Source organism: Zobellella sp. An-6, assembly GCF_052487945.1.
Window position 1 is genome coordinate 1,310,096 of record NZ_CP199259.1, and the last position, 19,998, is coordinate 1,330,093.

At 61.1% G+C, this 19,998-nt stretch carries 17 protein-coding genes and 2 tRNA genes; 15 read left to right on the forward strand and 4 right to left on the reverse strand.

The window, feature by feature from the left end:
* Positions 1 to 10 precede the first annotated feature (10 nt).
* Positions 11 to 769: a uridine phosphorylase gene (gene udp / locus ACT7DK_RS06090; protein WP_094037989.1), complete on the forward strand. Its 759-nt coding sequence runs from the start codon at positions 11 to 13 to the stop codon at positions 767 to 769.
* Between the two features lie 91 nt (positions 770 to 860).
* On the opposite strand, the gene recN is transcribed toward udp, so the two are convergent.
* Positions 861 to 2,531 (reverse strand): DNA repair protein RecN, encoded by a 1,671-nt coding sequence (gene recN / locus ACT7DK_RS06095; RefSeq protein WP_445397329.1) that lies wholly within the window; start codon positions 2,529 to 2,531, stop codon positions 861 to 863.
* 137 nt (positions 2,532 to 2,668) lie between these two features.
* Positions 2,669 to 3,553 (reverse strand): NAD(+) kinase, encoded by an 885-nt coding sequence (nadK, locus tag ACT7DK_RS06100; RefSeq protein WP_445397331.1) that lies wholly within the window; start codon positions 3,551 to 3,553, stop codon positions 2,669 to 2,671.
* A 185-nt stretch (positions 3,554 to 3,738) separates the two neighbouring features.
* Here nadK and grpE point away from each other — a divergent pair, with 185 nt between their 5' ends.
* The 4 genes from grpE (at position 3,739) to greA (ending at position 8,225) form a co-directional block, all read left to right on the forward strand.
* A complete protein-coding gene (gene grpE, locus ACT7DK_RS06105) occupies positions 3,739 to 4,338 on the forward strand; it encodes a nucleotide exchange factor GrpE (RefSeq protein ID WP_445397333.1) in 600 nt (199 codons plus the stop codon).
* A 124-nt stretch (positions 4,339 to 4,462) separates the two neighbouring features.
* On the forward strand, positions 4,463 to 6,388 hold the full coding sequence (gene dnaK / locus ACT7DK_RS06110; RefSeq protein WP_445397335.1) for a molecular chaperone DnaK: 1,926 nt from the start codon (positions 4,463 to 4,465) through the stop codon (positions 6,386 to 6,388).
* 91 nt (positions 6,389 to 6,479) lie between these two features.
* Complete coding sequence (gene dnaJ / locus ACT7DK_RS06115) at positions 6,480 to 7,613, forward strand: molecular chaperone DnaJ (RefSeq protein ID WP_445397337.1); 1,134 nt, start codon at positions 6,480 to 6,482, stop codon at positions 7,611 to 7,613.
* Between the two features lie 135 nt (positions 7,614 to 7,748).
* On the forward strand, positions 7,749 to 8,225 hold the full coding sequence (gene greA / locus ACT7DK_RS06120; protein ID WP_445397339.1) for a transcription elongation factor GreA: 477 nt from the start codon (positions 7,749 to 7,751) through the stop codon (positions 8,223 to 8,225).
* A gap of 38 nt (positions 8,226 to 8,263) precedes the next feature.
* On the opposite strand, the gene ACT7DK_RS06125 is transcribed toward greA, so the two are convergent.
* Positions 8,264 to 8,866, reverse strand: coding sequence for a PilZ domain-containing protein (locus ACT7DK_RS06125; protein ID WP_445397341.1), 603 nt, complete (start codon positions 8,864 to 8,866; stop codon positions 8,264 to 8,266).
* 137 nt (positions 8,867 to 9,003) lie between these two features.
* On the reverse strand, positions 9,004 to 9,300 hold the full coding sequence (gene yhbY / locus ACT7DK_RS06130; RefSeq protein ID WP_445397343.1) for a ribosome assembly RNA-binding protein YhbY: 297 nt from the start codon (positions 9,298 to 9,300) through the stop codon (positions 9,004 to 9,006).
* A gap of 85 nt (positions 9,301 to 9,385) precedes the next feature.
* On the opposite strand from yhbY, the gene rlmE reads away from it, so the two are divergent.
* The 10 genes from rlmE (at position 9,386) to infB (ending at position 19,998) form a co-directional block, all read left to right on the forward strand.
* On the forward strand, positions 9,386 to 10,015 hold the full coding sequence (gene rlmE, locus ACT7DK_RS06135; protein ID WP_445397345.1) for a 23S rRNA (uridine(2552)-2'-O)-methyltransferase RlmE: 630 nt from the start codon (positions 9,386 to 9,388) through the stop codon (positions 10,013 to 10,015).
* A gap of 44 nt (positions 10,016 to 10,059) precedes the next feature.
* Positions 10,060 to 12,009, forward strand: coding sequence for an ATP-dependent zinc metalloprotease FtsH (gene ftsH / locus ACT7DK_RS06140; protein WP_445397347.1), 1,950 nt, complete (start codon positions 10,060 to 10,062; stop codon positions 12,007 to 12,009).
* Between the two features lie 69 nt (positions 12,010 to 12,078).
* On the forward strand, positions 12,079 to 12,912 hold the full coding sequence (gene folP, locus ACT7DK_RS06145; RefSeq protein WP_445397349.1) for a dihydropteroate synthase: 834 nt from the start codon (positions 12,079 to 12,081) through the stop codon (positions 12,910 to 12,912).
* Between the two features lie 5 nt (positions 12,913 to 12,917).
* Entirely contained in the window at positions 12,918 to 14,243 is a 1,326-nt protein-coding gene (gene glmM / locus ACT7DK_RS06150; protein ID WP_445397351.1) for a phosphoglucosamine mutase, read from the forward strand.
* 318 nt (positions 14,244 to 14,561) lie between these two features.
* Positions 14,562 to 14,897 carry a preprotein translocase subunit SecG gene (secG, locus tag ACT7DK_RS06155; protein WP_445397353.1) on the forward strand — a complete coding sequence of 112 codons (336 nt, stop codon included), beginning with the start codon at positions 14,562 to 14,564 and terminating at the stop codon, positions 14,895 to 14,897.
* A 7-nt stretch (positions 14,898 to 14,904) separates the two neighbouring features.
* Positions 14,905 to 14,991 (forward strand) — tRNA-Leu (locus ACT7DK_RS06160).
* 58 nt (positions 14,992 to 15,049) lie between these two features.
* Positions 15,050 to 15,126 (forward strand) — tRNA-Met (locus ACT7DK_RS06165).
* Between the two features lie 177 nt (positions 15,127 to 15,303).
* Positions 15,304 to 15,762, forward strand: a complete 459-nt coding sequence (gene rimP, locus ACT7DK_RS06170) for a ribosome maturation factor RimP (protein ID WP_445397355.1) — start codon at positions 15,304 to 15,306, stop codon at positions 15,760 to 15,762.
* 14 nt (positions 15,763 to 15,776) lie between these two features.
* A complete protein-coding gene (gene nusA, locus ACT7DK_RS06175; protein WP_445397357.1) occupies positions 15,777 to 17,279 on the forward strand; it encodes a transcription termination factor NusA in 1,503 nt (500 codons plus the stop codon).
* 19 nt (positions 17,280 to 17,298) lie between these two features.
* Positions 17,299 to 19,998: a translation initiation factor IF-2 gene (gene infB, locus ACT7DK_RS06180; RefSeq protein ID WP_445397359.1), complete on the forward strand. Its 2,700-nt coding sequence runs from the start codon at positions 17,299 to 17,301 to the stop codon at positions 19,996 to 19,998.

A 19,998-nucleotide genomic window follows, 5' to 3' on the forward strand; every position in this document is an offset into this window, starting at 1 on the left:
GGGCAAGACGATGACAAAACATGTGTTTCATTTGGGAATTACCGATGAAGATCTGCAGGGAGCGCGGCTGGCCATCATACCGGGCGATCCGGAGCGGGTACAGCGTATTGCCGAACAACTGAGCAACCCCCGCCACCTGGCCAGCAAACGGGAATTCACCTCCTGGCTGGGGGAACTGGATGGCAAGCCGGTGGTAGTCTGCTCCACCGGCATCGGCGGGCCTTCCACCTCCATCGCGGTGGAAGAACTGGCACAGTTGGGGGTGTCCAGCTTCCTGCGCATCGGGACCACCGGGGCCATCCAGCCCGGCATCCAGGTCGGTGACATGATAGTAACCATGGGCTCGGTGCGGCTGGACGGCGCCAGCAGCCACTTCGCCCCCATGGAGTTCCCGGCGGTAGCCAATTTCGACTGTACCTGTGCCCTGGTGGACGCGGCCCGTGACATGGGTATCAGCCCCCATGTGGGGATCACCGCCTCGTCGGACACCTTCTATCCCGGCCAGGAGCGTTACGATACCCACTCGGCCCGGGTGCTGCGCCGGTTTCAGGGCAGCATGAAAGAGTGGCAGGCCATGGGCGTGCTCAACTACGAGATGGAATCGGCCACCCTGTTCACCATGTGTGCCAGCCAGGGGTTGCGCGCCGGCTGCGTGGCCGGGGTCATCGTCAACCGTACCCAGCAGGAGATCCCGGACGAAACCACCATGAAGAAGGCCGAGCAGCAGGCCATCGATATCGTCATCGGCGCCGCCCGCCGGCTGGTTTAATGCTTGTTGGCCCGGCGCAGCCGGGCTTATTCTTGATACGCCTCAAGCCTCAAGCCTCAAGCCTCAAGCCTCAAGCCTCAAGCCTCAAGCCTCAAGCCTCACCGCACACCAGCAGTTCCCTGGCATTGGCCAGGGTGTTGGGGGTGATTTTGTTGCCGCCGAGCAGGCGCGCCAGTTCCTGCAGCCGGCTGTGTTCATCCAGCTCCTGCATCCGGGTCTGAGTGTCGTTGTCGGCGCTGCTCTTGCTGACGAAGAAGTGCTGGTGGCCATTGCCGGCCACCTGGGGCAGGTGGGTGATCACCAGCACCTGGGTGGACTCGCCCAACTGGCGCAGCAGCTTGCCCACCACGGCGGCGGTCGGCCCGCTCACCCCCACGTCCACTTCGTCGAAGATCAGGGTGGGGGTTTCCACCTTGCGGGCGGTGATCACCTGGATGGCCAGGCTGATGCGCGATAGTTCACCGCCGGAGGCAACCCGAGCGAGCGGGCTCAGCGGCTGGCCCGGGTTGGTGCTGACCAGAAACTCGACCCGGTCGATGCCGAGGGGGGAACAGCCGCCGTCGTCGGCACTGATCCGGATTTCGAAGCGGCCGTGCTCCATGCTGAGCTGGTGCATCCCCTGGGTGATCAGGGCGTTGAGCGACTCGGCGTAGCGCTGCCGGCTCTGGCTGAGTCGCTCCGCCGCCAGCAGAAATTCGTTTCTGGCCTGCTCGACTTCCTGCTCCAGCTCCTGCAGGCGGGAGTCGTTATCGGCCATTTCCGTCAACCGGGTCCGGAGCTGAAGATGATGGGCCGCCAGCTCCGCCGGCTGGACATGGTGTTTGCGGGCCAGCTCCATCACCTTGCCCAGGCGGGTTTCCACCTCGTGCAGGCGCTCCGGATCCAGCTCCAGCCTGTCGAGGTAGCGGCTCAACTCGCCGTGCCCTTCTTCCAGCTGGATCAGGCTGCTTTCTATCATTTCCCGTACCGGACCGAGGCGGCCGTCCATCTGGCTCAGTTCGCTGACGACCCTGAGGCCCTGGCGCAGCAGCTGCAAGGCATTGGTTTCCTCACCGTCGGCCAGCACATCCAGCGCCTGTTGGCAGTCGTTGAGCAGCTCGGCACCGTTGGCCAGGCGCTTGTGCTCCGCTTCGAGTTCGGGAAATTCGTCCTCCGCCAGGGCCAGTTCGTCCAGCTCCGCCACCTGGTATTCCAGCAACTGGCGCTGGGCCTGCCACTGGGCCTGCTCCTGCTGCAGCTGCCGACGCTCGTTGCCGAGCTGGCGCCAGCGCTGGTAGCCCAGGCTGGTCTGTTGCAGCAGCTGGTGATGGCCGGCGTAGGCGTCGAGCAGGCTGCGCTGGTAGTCGGACTTTTGCAGCTCCTGGTGGGCATGCTGGCCATGGATGTTGATCAGCAGGGCACCCAGGGCCTTCAACTGGGACAGGGGGACCGGGGTACCGTTGATGTAGCCCCGGGAGCGGCCTTCGCGGCTCAGGGTGCGGCGCAGTATGCATTCATCCTGTTCGTCCAGCTCCTGCTCACTCAGCCAGGCTTTTACCCTAGGCAGCTTGTCGATGCGAAAACGGGCGCTGATATCGGCCTTGTCGGCGCCGGGGCGGACCGAGTCGGCATCGGCCCGCTCGCCCAGGGCCAGGGCCAAAGCGTCGATGGCAATGGACTTGCCGGCGCCGGTTTCACCGGTGATGCTGGTCATGCCCGGACGCAGATCCAGCTCGAGGAAGGAGACGATGGCGAAATTGTTGATGGTGAGCTGAAGCAACATGATGGATCCCTGCAACAAAGCGATGCTGTATGGGGATACAGTATACTGTGGTTTTGTACAGTGGCAAGATTCCGGTGATGCCGTGTTGACGCTCTTGCGGACAGAATGTCAGGAGGAAAAGTACACCGCCTCTCGCCTCAGAACAGCTTGCTGCCCCAGCCAAGCTTGCTGCGCAGCACCTCGAAATAATTGTGCCCGCGCGGGTGCAGCAGCTTGAGCCTGTAGGGGCTCTTGTAGAGGTGGATCTCATCGCCGGGCTGCACCGCCAACGAAACGTGTCCGTCGCAGCTCACCAGCATCTGCTCGGTCTTGTTGGTGGGAGCCACCACCAGCTTGACCTGGGCATCGGCGTCGATGACGATGGGCCGGCAACTCAGGGTATGAGGAAACATGGGCACCAGGGTGATGGCGTTGAGGTTGGGGGTCAGGATGGGGCCGCCGGCGGACAGGGAATAGGCGGTGGAGCCGGTGGGGGTGGCGACTATCATGCCGTCGGCCCGCTGGCTGTACATGAAGTGGCCGTTGATATAGACCTCGAACTCGATCATGTGGGCGATCTTGCCCGGGTGCAGGACCGCTTCGTTCATGGCGGTGTTGCTGGCCTTGAGCTGGCCGTGGCGGTGCACCTGGGCTTCCAGCAGGAAGCGGTGCTCTGCCTGGTAGTCTCCGGCCAGCAGCCGCTCGAGCGGCTGTTCGAAGCTGTCGGGCGACAGATCGGTGAGAAAGCCGAGGTTGCCCCGGTTGACCCCGACCACCGCCACATCGAAACGGGCCAGCACCCGGGCCGCGCCCAGCATGTTGCCGTCGCCACCCACGACGATGGCGAGATCGGCCCGTTCACCCAGCTCTACCATTTCCAGCAATTCGGCCTGCTCGAGCCGCAGCTGTTCACCTACACGCCGCTCTATCACCACTTTGAGTCCCAGCCGAGCGAGATAATGATAGAGATCCACCAGTGTCTGGTTGGCGCCCTGATGATCGGGTTTGCCGATAAGCGCGATGGTATTGAAATCGGTTTCCATGGTTGGCTGGCCTGGCTGAGGTGTAATGCGGTGACGCATTCCCTGGCTGAGTGAATAATCCCATTCTAAAGAACCCGGGTTCCCGGCGCCACCGGGTCGATCACATGGCGCCGAAATCCCCCTTGAAATCGTCCCGGCCGCCCCCATATAGGCAGCAAGTTGAGTTAACACAGACGGGAGACAACATGAGCAGCAAACAACATCAGGTTGACGCAGAGCAGGCCGCCGAGCAGGACATGGCGATAGACGCCGAAGCGGGCACCGGAGCCGAGGCCGGGCAACCGGATGCGGCTTATGTCGCCGAGCTGGAGCTGAAGCTGGCCGAGGCCGAGGCCAATGCCCAGAACGAGAAGGACAATGCCCTGCGCGCCCTGGCCGAGATGGAGAACATCCGCCGCCGTTCCGCCCAGGATGTGGAAAAGGCGCAAAAATTCGCGTTGGAGAAGTTTGCCAGCGAGCTGCTGCCGGTGATCGACAGCCTGGAGCGGGCGCTGGAGCACACCGACAAGGAAAACGACGCCTTCAAGGCGGTGTGTGAAGGGGTGGAGCTGACCCTGAAATCCCTGCTCAGCACGGTGGAAAAATTCGGCGTGGTGCAGATTAATCCCCAGGGCGAGCCCTTCGATCCCAACAAGCACCAGGCCATGAGCATGGTCGAGAGCAACGAGGTGGCCCCCAACTCGGTGCTGGCGGTGATGATGAAGGGCTATGAGTTGAACGGCCGGGTGCTGCGTCCCGCCATGGTGATGGTGGCCAAGGGGCCGTCCATCGATACCCAGGCCTGAGTCGCCGGTACCGCCAAAAAAATGTGATGCCTGTCTTGAAAGCCGGTAGCGGCAACCACATATAGGCACTAAAGCAAAACACCAAACGCTTATTACCGCATTGTAGAAATTGAGAGAGGATTTTATGGGTAGAATCATCGGCATCGATCTGGGTACAACTAACTCTTGCGTTGCCATCCTGGATGGGGATACCCCCCGGGTTATTGAAAACGCCGAGGGTGCTCGTACTACTCCTTCCATCATCGCCTATACCGATGACGGCGAGACCCTGGTCGGTCAGCCGGCCAAGCGGCAGGCGGTGACCAACCCCAAAAACACCCTGTTCGCCATCAAGCGTCTGATCGGCCGCCGCTTCGAAGACGAAGAAGTTCAGCGCGACATCAAGATCATGCCCTTCAGCATCGTTCGTGCCGACAACGGCGACGCCTGGGTCGAGGTTAAAGACAAGAAAATGGCACCGCCGCAGATTTCCGCCGAGGTGCTGAAGAAAATGAAGAGAACCGCCGAAGACTACCTCGGCGAGCCGGTGACCGAAGCGGTGATCACCGTACCGGCCTACTTCAACGATGCCCAGCGCCAGGCTACCAAGGACGCCGGTCGCATCGCCGGCCTGGATGTGAAACGCATCATCAACGAGCCGACCGCGGCCGCCTTCGCCTATGGCGTGAACAAGGCCAAGGGTGATCGCAAGGTGGCGGTATACGATCTGGGCGGTGGTACTTTCGACATCTCCATCATCGAAATCGATGACATGGAAGGCGAGAAAACCTTCGAGGTACTGGCCACCAACGGCGATACCCACCTGGGTGGCGAAGACTTCGACAACCGCCTGATCACCTACCTGGTGGAAGAGTTCAAGCGTGAGCAGGGCTTCGATCTGCGCAACGACATGCTGGCGCTGCAGCGCCTCAAGGAAGCGGCGGAAAAGGCCAAGTGCGAGCTGTCTTCCGCCCAGCAGACCGAGGTCAACCTGCCTTACATCACCGCCGACGCCACCGGGCCCAAGCACCTGAACATCAAGGTGACCCGCGCCAAGCTGGAGTCGCTGGTGGAAGACATGGTCAAGAAGTCCCTGGAGCCGGTGCGCATCGCGCTCAAGGATGCCGGCCTGTCCGTGTCCGACATCGATGACGTCATCCTGGTGGGCGGCCAGACCCGGATGCCGCTGGTGCAGAAGGCGGTGAGCGATTTCTTCGGCAAAGAGCCGCGCAAGGACGTGAACCCGGATGAAGCCGTGGCCGTGGGCGCCGCCATCCAGGGCGCCGTGCTGTCCGGCGACAAGAAAGACGTGCTGCTGCTCGACGTGACCCCGCTGTCCCTGGGCATCGAGACCATGGGCGGGGTGATGACCGCGCTGATCGAGAAGAACACCACCATCCCGACCAAGAAGTCCCAGGTGTTCTCCACCGCCGACGACAACCAGTCCGCGGTCACCATCCACGTACTGCAGGGTGAGCGCAAGCGTGCCGGTGACAACAAGTCCCTGGGCCAGTTCAACCTGGAAGGCATCCGCCCGGCACCGCGCGGCCTGCCGCAGATCGAGGTGACCTTCGACATCGACGCCGACGGCATACTGCACGTGTCCGCCAAGGACAAGGACACCGGCAAGGAGCAGAAGATCACCATCCAGGCCTCTTCCGGCCTGAGCGAGGCGGAGATCGAAGCCATGGTGCGGGCGGCCGAGGCCAACGCCGCCGAAGACAAGAAGTTCGAGGAACTGGTCGCCGCCCGCAACCAGGCCGACAGCCTGGCCCACGCCACCCGCAAGCAGCTGGAGGAAGCCGGTGATGCCCTGGCCGCCGCCGACAAGAGTGCCATCGAATCCGCCCTGAGCGCCCTGGAGAGTGCCGTGCGCGGCGAGGACAAGGCCGAGATCGAGGCCAAGCAGCAGGCGCTGCTGGAAGCCTCCCAGAAGCTGATGGAAGCGGCTCAGGCCAAGGCCCAGGCTCAGGCCCACGATGCGGGTGCCGCTCAGGAGGGTGCCGCCAGCAAGGCCGACGACGACGTGGTCGACGCCGAGTTCGAAGAAGTGAAGGACGACAAGAAGTAATAGTCGCACCGGCGCAAACGCCGACAGTGCGGGCGTTGGGCTGCCAACGCCCGCCTTTGTGTAATTAGGACTCAGGTAAGCAAATAGCCTTATGTCGAAACGAGATTATTATGAGGTGCTCGGGGTTGCCAAAGGCGCCGATGAGCGCGAGATCAAGAAAGCCTATAAACGGCTGGCGATGAAATACCATCCGGATCGCAACAAAGAAGATGCCGATGCGGGGGACAAATTCAAGGAAGCCACCGAGGCCTATGAAGTGCTGACCGACGCCCAGAAGCGGGCGGCCTACGATCAGTTTGGCCACGCCGGGGTGGATGGCCAGCAGGGTGGCCACGGCTTTGGCGGAGGCGGTGCCGACTTCAGTGATATTTTCGGTGATGTGTTCGGTGATATCTTCGGTGGCGGTCAGCGCCGTCAGCAGCGGGCGGCCCGTGGGGCGGACCTGCGCTACAACATGGAGCTGACGCTGGAAGAAGCGGTGCGGGGCGTCACCAAAGAGATCAAGGTACCGACCCTGGTCGGTTGCGACGTCTGTGACGGCAGCGGCGCCAAGCCCGGTACCCAGGCCAAGACCTGTCCCACCTGCCACGGTCACGGCCAGGTGCAGATGCGCCAGGGCTTCTTTACCGTGCAGCAGCCCTGCCCGCACTGCCGCGGCAAGGGCAAGATCATCACCGACCCTTGTCACAAGTGTCATGGCGAAGGGCGTTACCAGAAGACCAAGACCCTGTCGGTCAAGATCCCGGCCGGGGTCGATACCGGCGATCGCATCCGCCTGTCCGGCGAGGGCGAGGCGGGAGAGGCGGGGGCACCAGCCGGCGATCTCTATGTTCAGGTGCACGTGCGCGAGCACGACATCTTCGTGCGCGACGGCAACAACCTCTACTGCGAGGTGCCGATAAGCTTCACCTCCGCGGCCCTGGGCGGCGAGGTGGAGGTGCCCACCCTGGACGGGCGGGTCAAGCTGAAGATCCCGGCCGAAACCCAGACCGGGCGCATGTTCCGGCTCAAGGGCAAGGGGGTGCGCTCGGCCCGCAACGGTCTGCTGGGCGATCTGGTGTGTAAGGTCTATATTGAGACACCGGTCAACCTGACCGACGAGCAGAAGGAGCTGCTGCGCCAGCTCGAGGACTCCTGCGGCGGCCTGGCGGCCAAGAAGCACAGGCCCAAGTCCGAAGGCTTTTTCGAGGGCGTAAAGCGGTTTTTCGATGATTTGACCCGCTGAGCCGGCTGTATTAGTCTGAGCCGTCTTGACGAGACGGCCCAGCGGCCGCAGCAAAACAGAGTGTGATACGAGCCCTATGCCGGTTTCGGCAGGGCTCTTGTTATTTTATTGTCTGAAAGGAACCAGGTTTCCACTATGAAGCAAACACCGATGACCATCCGCGGTGCCCAGAGACTGCGTGAAGAACTGGATCACCTGAAGTCTGTGCGTCGTCCGCAAATTATCGAGGCGATTGCCGAAGCGCGCGAGCATGGCGATCTGAAGGAAAATGCAGAATACCATGCCGCCCGGGAGCAGCAGGGGTTCTGCGAAGGGCGCATCCAGGAGATTGAGGCCAAGCTGTCCAATGCCCAGATCATCGACATCACCAAGTTGCCCAACAACGGCAAGGTGATCTTCGGATCTACCGTGACCCTGTTCAAGCTGGACGACGAGAAGGAAATCACCTATCGCATCGTTGGCGACGACGAGTCCGATATCAAGGCCAACATGATCTCGGTGAACTCTCCTATCGCCCGGGCCCTGATCGGCAAGGAAGAAGACGATGTGGTGGTGGTGCGGACGCCCTCCGGTGAGGTGGAGTACGAAGTCATCAAGGTCGAATACCTGTAGCGGCGCACCGCTGTCCCGCCCTGTGTGAGGCGGCCGGCTTAGTCTTCCGGCTGCCTTTTGCTCATCTCCTGCAAAAAACCCCGGAAGACAAAGTCCGACAAGGTCATCCGGTCGGCCACCGGCAATTCGAAGTGCACCGCCGTCAGCCAGAAATGACGTCCTCTGTGCTGGCGGACCAGCCGCAGTTTGATGGGGAGTTGCTGCTCCTGCCCCAGATTCAATAACACTTTCTTGCTCTGTTGGTTTCTGAACAGACAGCGGCGGGAGAGCAGACGCATGCCGTTTATCGACAGATCGCGGATTTCGGCGGCCAGGGGATGGCCGTTGGGTTGAGCGAGTTGCAGCTCCTGCGGGCTGGGCAGACGCCAGGCGCGGGGGTGGAAGCCGTCGGTGATGATGCTCGGCGGGCTCAGCTCCGCCTGCTCTTCGCTGGCCACCTGGTGCTTGAGGGTGACCGGAAAATGCAGCTTGACCTCGCCGAGCGCCAACTGCAGTTCGAGGCGGGAAGCCTGCTCGAGCAGGGGCCTGATATTGGCATCGATGGCGATGGTCAGGCTGAGCAATGATTCCGGCAACTCCTGCTGATACAGCTCATTCAGCAGGGAGAGTTCCTCGTCGGTCAGGTAGGGGTGTGCAGGCATGGCGATCACGCGGCGATGAAATGCTAATAGTATTGCCGTCCCGGCAGCCGGATAACAGCCTGAAAGAAAAATAATTCGGACAGGGGAGGGGGAAAGGGAAGGGGAAGATACGGGCCGGACAAGCCGACCCGTGGGGATCAGGACCTGGGCAGGGAGATTTTTTTCTGCTCGCTGGGACGATACAGGGTCAGGATGTGGCCTATGGTCTGCACCTTGACCGCACCGGTCTCGCGTACGATGGCATCCATGATCAGCGTTTTGACTTCCCTGTCTTCGGCGGCAACCTTGACCTTGATCAGTTCATGGAAATTCAGGGCCAGATCGATCTCGGCCAGTACGCCTTCGGTCAGGCCATGCTGGCCAAGCAATACCACCGGCTTCAGGCTGTGTGCCAGTCCCTTGAGGTATTGTCTTTGCTTATTATTCAGGGTCATTGCAAAATGCTTCGGTTAAATAGGTTGAAAGGGGGGCATTGTACCCCCATCTAGACTTCAATGGTAATAGCAGAGCGATAATTTAATGGGTAAGAAGAAACGCTCGGCCAGCTCGACCCGCTGGCTCAAGGAGCATTTTGACGACAAATATGTGCAACAGGCACAAAAAAAAGGCCTGCGCTCGCGTGCCGTGTTTAAACTAGAAGAATTGCAAGGCCGGGATCGCCTGCTCAGGGCGGGGATGACGGTCGTGGATCTGGGGGCCGCGCCCGGTGGCTGGAGCCAGTATGCGGTAGAGCAGGTCGGTCTGCAGGGCAAGGTGATCGCCTGTGACATCTTGCCGATGGATCCCATCGCCGGCGTCGACTTCCTGCAGGGCGACTTCCGTGAAGAAGCCGTGCTGGGTGCCCTGTTGGGGCGGGTTGGTGATGACAAGGTGGATGTGCTGCTGTCGGACATGGCGCCCAACATGAGCGGTACCCCCGAGGTGGATCAGCCAAGGGCCATGTACCTGGTTGAGCTGGCTCTGGATATGTGCCGTCAGGTGTTGGCGCCAAAGGGAAGTTTTGTGGTGAAGGTCTTTCAGGGGGCCGGCTTCGATGAATTTCTTCAGGAAGTTCGCCGGTCTTTCAGTGTGGTCAAGGTGCGCAAGCCCGATTCATCCCGGGCCCGTTCGCGGGAAGTCTACATTGTGGCTACCGGTTTTAAACTGTAGTACTCTGTCCCAGTCATAAACTGTCAGCCGGTGAGGTTAGTAATTTGAGTGACATGGCGAAGAATTTGATCCTGTGGTTGGTCATAGCCGTGGTGTTGATGTCGGTTTTCCAGAGCTTCAGCCCGAGTGAACCGAGCGGACGCCAGACGGACTATACCACCTTCGTACAGGAAGTTGCCCAAGGGCAGATCCGTGAAGTGCGCATGGATGGTACGACCATCAATGGCGTCAAACGCAGCGGTGACCGTTTTACCACCATACTGCCGGCGGAAGATCCTCAGCTGCTCAACGACCTGCTGAACAACAACGTTCGCGTCGTGGGTGAAAAACCGGAAGAGCCGAGCCTGCTGACCTCCATCTTCATCTCCTGGTTCCCCATGCTGCTGCTGATCGGCGTGTGGATCTTTTTCATGCGTCAGATGCAGGGCGGTGGCGGCAAGGGCGCCATGACCTTCGGCAAGAGCCGGGCCCGGCTGATGAGCGAAGACCAGGTGAAAACCACTTTTGCCGACGTGGCCGGCTGCGACGAAGCCAAGGAAGACGTAAAAGAGCTGGTGGACTACCTGCGCGACCCCAGCCGCTTCCAGAAGCTGGGGGGCCGCATTCCCACCGGCATCCTGCTGGTGGGCCCGCCCGGCACCGGTAAGACGTTGCTGGCCAAGGCCATCGCCGGCGAGGCCAAGGTGCCTTTCTTCACCATCTCCGGCTCCGACTTCGTCGAGATGTTTGTGGGGGTAGGTGCCTCCCGGGTGCGCGACATGTTCGAGCAGGCCAAGAAGTCTGCCCCCTGTATCGTGTTCATCGACGAGATCGACGCTGTGGGTCGCCAGCGGGGTGCCGGCCTCGGCGGTGGTCACGACGAGCGCGAGCAGACCCTGAACCAGATGCTGGTGGAGATGGATGGCTTCGAAGGCAACGAAGGCGTGATCGTCATCGCCGCCACCAACAGGCCCGACGTGCTGGATCCGGCGCTGCTGCGCCCCGGCCGTTTCGACCGCCAGGTGGTGGTGGGCCTGCCCGATGTACGCGGCCGCGAGCAGATCCTCAAGGTGCACATGCGCCGGGTACCGCTGGCCGACGACGTCAACGCCAGCGTGATCGCCCGCGGTACTCCAGGCTTCAGCGGGGCCGATCTGGCCAACCTGGTCAACGAGGCGGCGCTGTTTGCCGCCCGCTCCGCCCGCCGCCTGGTCTCGATGGAAGAGTTCGAGAAGGCCAAGGACAAGATCATGATGGGCGCCGAGCGCCGCTCCATGGTGATGTCCGAGTCCGAGAAGGAAATGACCGCCTATCACGAGGCCGGCCACGCCATCGTCGGTCGCATGGTGCCCGAACACGATCCCGTGTACAAGGTGTCCATCATTCCCCGTGGCCGGGCCCTGGGGGTGACCATGTACCTGCCCGAGCAGGACCGGTTCAGCTACAGCAAACAGCATCTGGAGTCGATGATCTCCAGCCTCTATGGCGGTCGTCTGGCCGAGGAAATCATCTACGGCTTCGACAAGGTGACCACGGGCGCGTCCAACGACATCGAGCGGGCCACCGAAATTGCTCACAAGATGGTGACCCAGTGGGGGCTGTCCGAGAAGATGGGGCCCTTGCTGTACGCGGATGAAGAAGGCGAGGTCTTCCTCGGCCGCACCGCCGCCAAGGTCAAGCACATGTCCGACGAAACCGCCAAGGCCATCGACCTGGAGGTGAAGGAAGTCATAGAGCGCAACTATCATCGCGCCAAGACCATACTGACGGACAACATCGATATCCTGCATGCCATGAAGGATGCATTGATGAAGTACGAGACCATCGATGCCCGCCAGATCGACGATCTCATGGCGCGCCGCGATGTCCGTCCGCCGGCGGACTGGAAGGACGAGCAGGACGACAAGCCCCAGGGGCCTGCGGCCAGCACCGGAGAGAAGAAAGAGGAAAAGACGGATGAGACCAAAGCGGCCTCCCCCGATCTGAATAAACCCGGCGATGCCACCAGTAACTGATGTTTTGTGATAAATTAAGCCCCGGCCATTGCTGGCCGGGGCTTTTTGTTTTTTGGGAATTCTCTGTTTATGCTGCTATCGAGTTCGTCCAGAACCCTGGATCTCTCCACTCCCCAGATCATGGGGATACTGAACCTGACGCCGGATTCTTTTTCCGACGGCGGTCGCTTCCTCGATAGGGAGCAGGCGCTGCGCCACGCCCTGCAGATGGTGGCCGACGGCGCTACCATTATCGATGTGGGCGGAGAATCGACCCGGCCGGGGGCCGATGAGGTGGCGGAGCAGCAGGAGTTGGAGCGGGTGCTGCCGATCATCGAGCGGCTGCGCGCCGAGCTGGATTGCTGGATCTCCGTCGATACCAGCAAGGCGGCGGTGATGGGAGAAGCGGTCGCGGCCGGTGCCGATCTGATCAACGACATCCGTGCCCTGCGTGAGCCTGGGACCCTGGAGGTGGCGGCCGCCAGCGGGGCGGCGGTGTGCCTGATGCACATGCAGGGCCAGCCCAGGACCATGCAACAGGCTCCCGGCTATCGGGATGTGACTGCCGAGGTCGGTGCCTTTCTGCAGGAGCGGGTGCAGGCCTGTGTGGCGGCGGGGATACCGCGTGAGCGGCTTTGTCTGGACCCCGGTTATGGATTTGGCAAGTCGATGGCGCACAACTACGAGCTGCTCGGTCGCCTCGGCCGGCTGCAGCAGCTGGGGCTGCCGCTGCTGGTGGGCATGTCGCGCAAGTCCATGTTGGGACAACTGCTGGGACGCCCGGTCGATGAGCGGCTGGCCGGCAGCCTGGCGGCACACCTCTTCGCCATCGGCCAGGGGGCGCGCATAGTACGGGTACACGATGTCAAAGCGATGGCCGATGCCGTACAAGTATGGCAGCAAGCCGCACAATATCAGGGATAACAACAATGACGAGAAAATATTTTGGTACCGACGGGGTGCGCGGCAAGGTGGGCGACTACCCCATCACGCCCGAGTTCGTGATGAAACTGGGCTGGGCGGCGGGCAAGGTGCTGTCCCAGACCGGCACCCGCAAGGTGTTGATCGGCAAGGATACCCGTATTTCCGGCTACATGCTGGAAGCGGCCCTGGAGGCGGGGTTGTCCGCCGCCGGCCTGCAGGCGGCCCTGCTCGGACCCATGCCGACTCCTGCCATCGCCTACCTGACCCGCACCTTCCGCGCCGAAGCCGGCATCGTCATCAGTGCCTCCCACAATCCCTATTACGATAATGGCATCAAGTTCTTTTCCCACGACGGTACCAAGCTGCCGGACGAGGTCGAGCTGGCCATCGAGGCCTTGTTGGAGCAACCCATGGACTGCGTGTCTTCGGATCAACTGGGTAAGGCCAGCCGCATCAACGATGCCGCCGGCCGCTATATCGAGTTCTGCAAGAGCACCTTTCCCTCGGAAATGCACCTGGACGGCCTGACCATGGTCATCGATTGTGCCCATGGTGCCACCTACCACATAGCACCGGCGGTGTTCGAGGAGCTGGGTGCCAGGGTGATCCGTACCGGCGTCCAGCCTAACGGGCTCAATATCAACGACAAGGTCGGCTCCACCGCGCCCCAGGCGCTGATTGAGGCGGTGCTTGCCCACGAGGCGGATCTGGGCATCGCTTTCGACGGTGACGGCGACCGGCTGGTGATGGTGGATCATACCGGTGCCCTGGTGGACGGCGATGAACTGCTCTATATCATGGCCCGTGACGCCCAGCGGCGGGGAACCCTGCAGGGTGGTGTCGTGGGTACCCTGATGAGCAACATGGCACTGGAGCTGGCCCTGGATAAGCTGGCTATCCCCTTCGTACGTGCCAAGGTCGGCGATCGCTATGTGATGGAGCTGCTCAAGGAGCATGGCTGGAAGCTGGGAGGAGAAAACTCCGGTCATATCATCAGCCTGGATCACAACACCACCGGCGATGGCATAGTGGCTGCGCTGCAGGTGTTGCGTGCCATGGTGGGGGAACGGCGCAGCCTGCATGAGCTCCGCAACGGCCTGACCCTGTTTCCGCAGGTGCTGGTCAATGTGCGGTTCAACGCCGGTACCGATCCCCTGGCCAGTGAAGACGTCCGCCGGCGGGTGGCCGAGGCCGAAGCGGAGCTGGCCGGCGCCGGCCGTGTGCTGTTGCGCAAGTCCGGCACGGAACCACTGATCCGGGTGATGGTGGAAGGGGCGGATAAGGCCCTGGTAGAACGGCTGGCGCACCGCATCGCCGAGGCGGTAGCCTGACCGGCTACGCCGGAGCTGGACGTCATAAGCTGGAAGCCGGAAGCGATCAGTTGCCCGACGTGGTTTGGCGTTTTTGCATGCGGGCCATGAATTGCAGTCGCCCGTACTCATGCCACAAGCAACGCCGGGCTGCTTCCAGCTTTCGGCTTTCAGCTTGGGTAAAACGATTGTGTAATCATCGCTTTGCCGTCTTTTTATGCAGTCGAGCGATTTTTTGAAAATTGCGCTTGTATCCGGCCTGCGGGGTCGTTAGTATTAGCCCCGCTCCGGACAGCAGGGCTGAAAAGGGGCGGCAACGCCAAGCGAAGGTAGGCTCAAATGTACGAAATTCTTTTGGTGGTGTATCTGCTTATCGCACTGGCCCTGATTGGCCTGGTGTTGATACAGCAAGGAAAGGGTGCCGACATGGGCGCATCTTTCGGCGCAGGTGCATCGAATACGGTTTTTGGCTCCAGCGGCTCGGGTAACTTCCTGACCAAGGCAACCACGCTGCTGGCGGCAGGCTTCTTTATCGTGAGTCTGGTGTTGGGCAATCTGTCCACGCACAGTATCAAACAAGGAAGCGAATGGGATGATCTTTCCGTACCTGAAGTGGTGGAGAGTGTTCCCCAGGGTGATGTTCCCGTGACAAGCGGCAGCGACATACCCGAATAAAGGTTTTGCCGAGGTGGTGGAATTGGTAGACACGCTATCTTGAGGGGGTAGTGCCCGTATGGGCGTGCGGGTTCAAGTCCCGCTCTCGGCACCAAGTCATAGTCAGGTTGAGATTGGTTCTCGGTTTGACTATAATCTCGCACGATTTCGGACGCGGGGTGGAGCAGCCTGGTAGCTCGTCGGGCTCATAACCCGAAGGTCGTCGGTTCAAATCCGGCCCCCGCAACCAATTTCACGTTCATCGCCTGCTCGCGGTGAATGGTCGTCGCGAGGCGACAATCAGGGTCCAGGTGAATAGCCCCGATTTGAAGATCGGGGCTTTTTGTTATCTGCACTTTGCCATCGGCATGGTCGATGGGAATTCACTGGGCTGCGAGCCCTTTTTTTGTTTTCGGAGGGGGTGGCTTTGGCTACATTGGAACAACGATTGACCGAGATGCTGACAGAGCCGGTAGAGGCCCTGGGCTTTGAACTGCTGGGGCTCGAATTCGTACGCGCCGGCCGGCATTCGACCTTACGTTTGTACATTGACCATGAAGACGGTATCGACGTGAATGACTGTGCCGAAGTCAGTCGGCAGGTCAGCGCCGTGCTGGATGTGGAAGATCCCATTTCTACCGAATATGATCTGGAAGTCTCATCCCCAGGGCTCGCCCGCCCCCTGTTCAAGCCGGCCCATTACCAGGCCATCATCGGTCAGGAAGCGGAGTTGACCCTGCGTATGGCCGTGAATAATCGCCGCAAGCTGACAGGCAAGGTGCTGGCGGTGGAAGACACCATGATCAGGCTGGAAGTGGAAGGAAAGGAATTTCCTATTGCTTTCGCCAATATCCAAAGAGCAAATCTGGTTCCGAACTTTGACTAACGAGGCTATCGGACATGAATAAAGAAATATTGTTGGTTGTAGATGCCGTTTCCAACGAGAAAGCGGTGCCTCGCGAAAAAATCTTCGAGGCGCTGGAAACGGCCCTGGCCACGGCCACCAAGAAAAAGTACGAAGGCGACATCGAGGTGCGGGTGGCCATCGATCGCAAGAGCGGCGATTTCGACACCTTCCGCCGCTGGCAAGTGGTGGAAAACCAGGAAGCCCTGACCAATCCCTATCGGGAAATTACCCTGGAAGCGGCCCAGATCGACGAGCCGGAGATCCAGGTGGGCGATTATGTGGAAGATCAGATAGACTCCATCACCTTCGATCGCATCACCACCCAGACCGCCAAGCAGGTCATCGTGCAGAAGGTGCGGGAAGCCGAGCGCATGCAGGTGGTGGAGCAGTTCCAGGATCAGGAAGGCGAAATCATCACCGGTGTGGTCAAGAAAGCGACTCGTGACAACGTTATCCTGGATCTGGGCAACAACGCCGAAGCGGTGATCTTCCGGGAAGACCTGCTGCCGCGGGAATCCTTCCGCGCCGGTGATCGGGTGCGCGGTCTGCTGTTTGCCGTCCGGCCCGAGGCCCGCGGCGCCCAGTTGTTTGTCAGCCGGACCCACCCGGACTTCCTGAAGGAACTGTTCCGTATCGAGGTGCCGGAAATCGGCGAGGAAATCATCGAGATCATGGGTGCCGCCCGGGATCCCGGCAGCCGCGCCAAGATTGCGGTGAAGACCAACGACCGGCGCATCGATCCCATTGGTGCCTGCGTCGGCATGCGCGGTGCCCGGGTGCAGGCGGTGTCCGGCGAGCTCGGGGGTGAGCGGGTCGACATCGTGCTGTGGGACGACAACCCGGCCCAGTTCGTGATCAACGCCATGGCACCGGCCGACGTGGCCTCCATCATCGTGGACGAAGACGCCCATTCCATGGACATCGCGGTCGAGTCCGGCAACCTGGCCCAGGCCATCGGCCGTAACGGCCAGAACGTGCGGCTCGCGTCCCAGCTCACCGGCTGGGAGCTGAACGTGATGACGGTCGAGGACCTGCAGCAGAAGCACCAGGTAGAAAGCGACAAGATCATGAATCTCTTCGTCCAGTACCTGGACATCGACGAGGATTTCGCCGCCCTGCTGATGGAGGAAGGCTTCTCCACCCTGGAGGAGATCGCCTATGTCCCGGTTAGCGAGCTGCTGAACGTCGAGGGTCTGGACGAAGAGATGGTGGAGGAGCTGCGCAACCGCGCCAAAGACGCCCTGACCACCCGGGCCCTGGCCCAAGAAGAATCATTCGAAGGGGTGGAGCCGGCAGAGGATCTGCTCGCACTGCCCTCCATGACCCGGGAGCTGGCCTATCAGCTTGCCGCCCGTGGTATTGCGAACCTGGAAGAACTGGCAGAGCAGGGCATCGACGACCTGGAAGGAATTGAAGGTCTGGATGAAGCCCTGGCCGGCGAGCTGATCATGGCCGCCCGCAATATCTGCTGGTTCGGGGACCAGAGCGAAGAATAAGATCAACGGAGGTAAATGAATGGCAGAAGTCTCATTAACGCAACTTGCCAGTGACATCGACACACCGGTTGATCGTCTTGTCCAGCAGTTTCGGGAAGCCGGCATGGAGAAATCCAGCGCCGACATGGTATCCGAAACCGAAAAGGCCGCCCTGCTTGCGTTTTTAAAAAAACAGCACGGCGCTAACGACGATAATGAACCCAAACGGATGACCCTGAAACGCAAGACCAAGAGCACTCTGAGTGTGCAGGGTGCCGGTGGTAAGAACAAAGCGGTACAGGTTGAGGTGCGCAAGAAACGCACTTACGTAAGACGTGATTCGCTGGAAGAGCAGCAGCGTCAACAAGAAGCAGAAGAGCAGGCGCGTCTGGAGGCACAAGCCCAGGCCCGTCGTGAGGCCGAAGAACAAGCCAGACGCGAAGCCGAAGAAAAGGCCAAACGCGAGGCGGAAGAAAAAGCCCGGCGTGAAGCGGAAGAAAAGGCCCGCCAAGCTCAGCTGCAAGCTCAGGACACCACAGAGCAAGGGGCCGCCAAGCCCCAGAGCAAAGAGCAGAAAAAGGCGGACGAAATGGCCAAACGCGAAGCAGAAAATCTGAAACGTCAGCGTGAGGAAGAAGCCTTGCGTAAAGCCGAGCTGGAAGCCCAGCAGAAGGCGGAAGAAGTACGTCGACTGGCGGAAGAAAATGAAAAACGCTGGGCCGAGGAAGCCGCCAAGAAGCAGCAGGAGGAGGGTGACTACCACGTCACCACCAACCGCCATGCTCAGGAAGCGGAAGACGAAGCGGATCAAACCGAAGAGCAGCGTGCCCGCCGCACCGGTGGCAAAAAGCGCAAGGGTGGCAAGTCCAAGGAAGATCGGGAAGATCGCGAAAGCCGGACCGAACGCCTGAAGACCAAGGGTAAGCGTGCCAAGGTGTTGACGCCCAAGTCGATGAAGCATGGTTTCCAGAAACCGGCCCAGCCGGTCAGCCGTGACGTTGAAATCGGCGAGACCATCACGGTGGCGGAACTGGCCAACAAGATGGCGGTCAAGGGTGCCGAAGTCATCAAGGCGATGATGAAGATGGGCGCCATGGTGACCATCAACCAGGTGATCGATCAGGAAACCGCCCAGCTGGTGGCGGAAGAGATGGGTCACAAGGTGGTGCTGCGCCGGGAGAACGAGCTGGAAGAGCGGGTACTGTCGGATCGGGATACCGATGCTGAGAGCAAGCCGCGCGCCCCGGTGGTGACCATCATGGGTCACGTCGACCACGGCAAGACCTCCACCCTGGACTACATCCGTCGGACCAAGGTGGCGGCGGGCGAGGCCGGTGGTATTACCCAGCACATCGGTGCCTACCACGTGGAAACCGACAACGGCATGATCACCTTCCTGGATACCCCGGGTCACGCGGCCTTTACCGCCATGCGTGCCCGTGGTGCCAAGGCCACCGACATCGTGATCCTGGTGGTGGCGGCCGATGACGGCGTCATGCCCCAGACCGTCGAAGCCATCCAGCATGCCAAGGCGGCGGGCGTACCGCTGATCGTGGCGGTGAACAAGATGGACAAACCGGAAGCGGATCCGGACCGGGTCAAGAGCGAGCTGTCCCAGCACGGCGTCATGTCCGAGGAGTGGGGGGGCGAGAACATGTTCGTTCACATCTCCGCCAAGACCGGCATGGGTATCGACGAACTGCTGGAAGCCATACTGTTGCAGGCCGAGGTGCTGGAGCTGACCGCGGTCTACGACGCCATGGCCTCGGGCGTGGTGATCGAATCCCGTCTCGACAAGGGTCGTGGTCCCGTGGCCACGGTGCTGGTTCAGGACGGTACCCTGCACCAGGGCGACATCGTGCTGTGCGGCCTGGAGTATGGCCGGGTTCGGGCGATGAAGGACGAACTGGGCCGCGAGGTCAAGTCCGCCGGTCCTTCCATCCCGGTGGAAATCCTGGGATTGTCCGGGGTGCCGACCGCCGGTGACGAAGCCACGGTGGTGCGCGACGAGAAGAAGGCGCGGGAAGTGGCCCTGTACCGTCAGGGCAAGTTCCGCGAGGTCAAGCTGGCCCGCCAGCAGAAGGCCAAACTGGAGAACATGTTCGCCAACATGAACGAAGGCGAAGTGGCCGAGATCAACCTGGTGCTGAAGGCCGACGTGCAGGGCTCCATCGAGGCGATTTCCGATTCGCTGCAGAAGCTGTCTACCGACGAGGTCAAGGTCAAGATCGTCGGCTCCGGCGTGGGTGGTATCACCGAGACCGACGCCAGCCTGGCGGCGGCCTCCAATGCCATCATCCTGGGCTTCAACGTACGTGCCGACGCGGCTGCACGCAAGGTGATCGAGTCGGAAGAGATCGATCTGCGCTACTACAGTGTGATCTACGAGCTGTTGGATGAGGTGAAGCAGGCCATGACCGGCATGCTGGCTCCGGTGTTCAAGCAGGAGATCATCGGCCTGGCCCAGGTGCGCGACGTCTTCCGTTCGCCCAAGTTCGGTGCCATCGCCGGCTGTATGGTCACCGAGGGCGTGGTCAAGCGCAGCAACCCGATCCGGGTACTGCGCGACAACGTGGTGATCTACGAGGGCGAACTCGAGTCCCTGCGCCGCTTCAAGGACGACGTGGCCGAAGTGCGCAATGGCATGGAGTGCGGTATCGGCGTGAAGAACTACAATGACGTCAGGGTGGGCGACCAGATCGAGGTCTATCAGGTAGTGGAAGTGCAACGTACCCTCTAA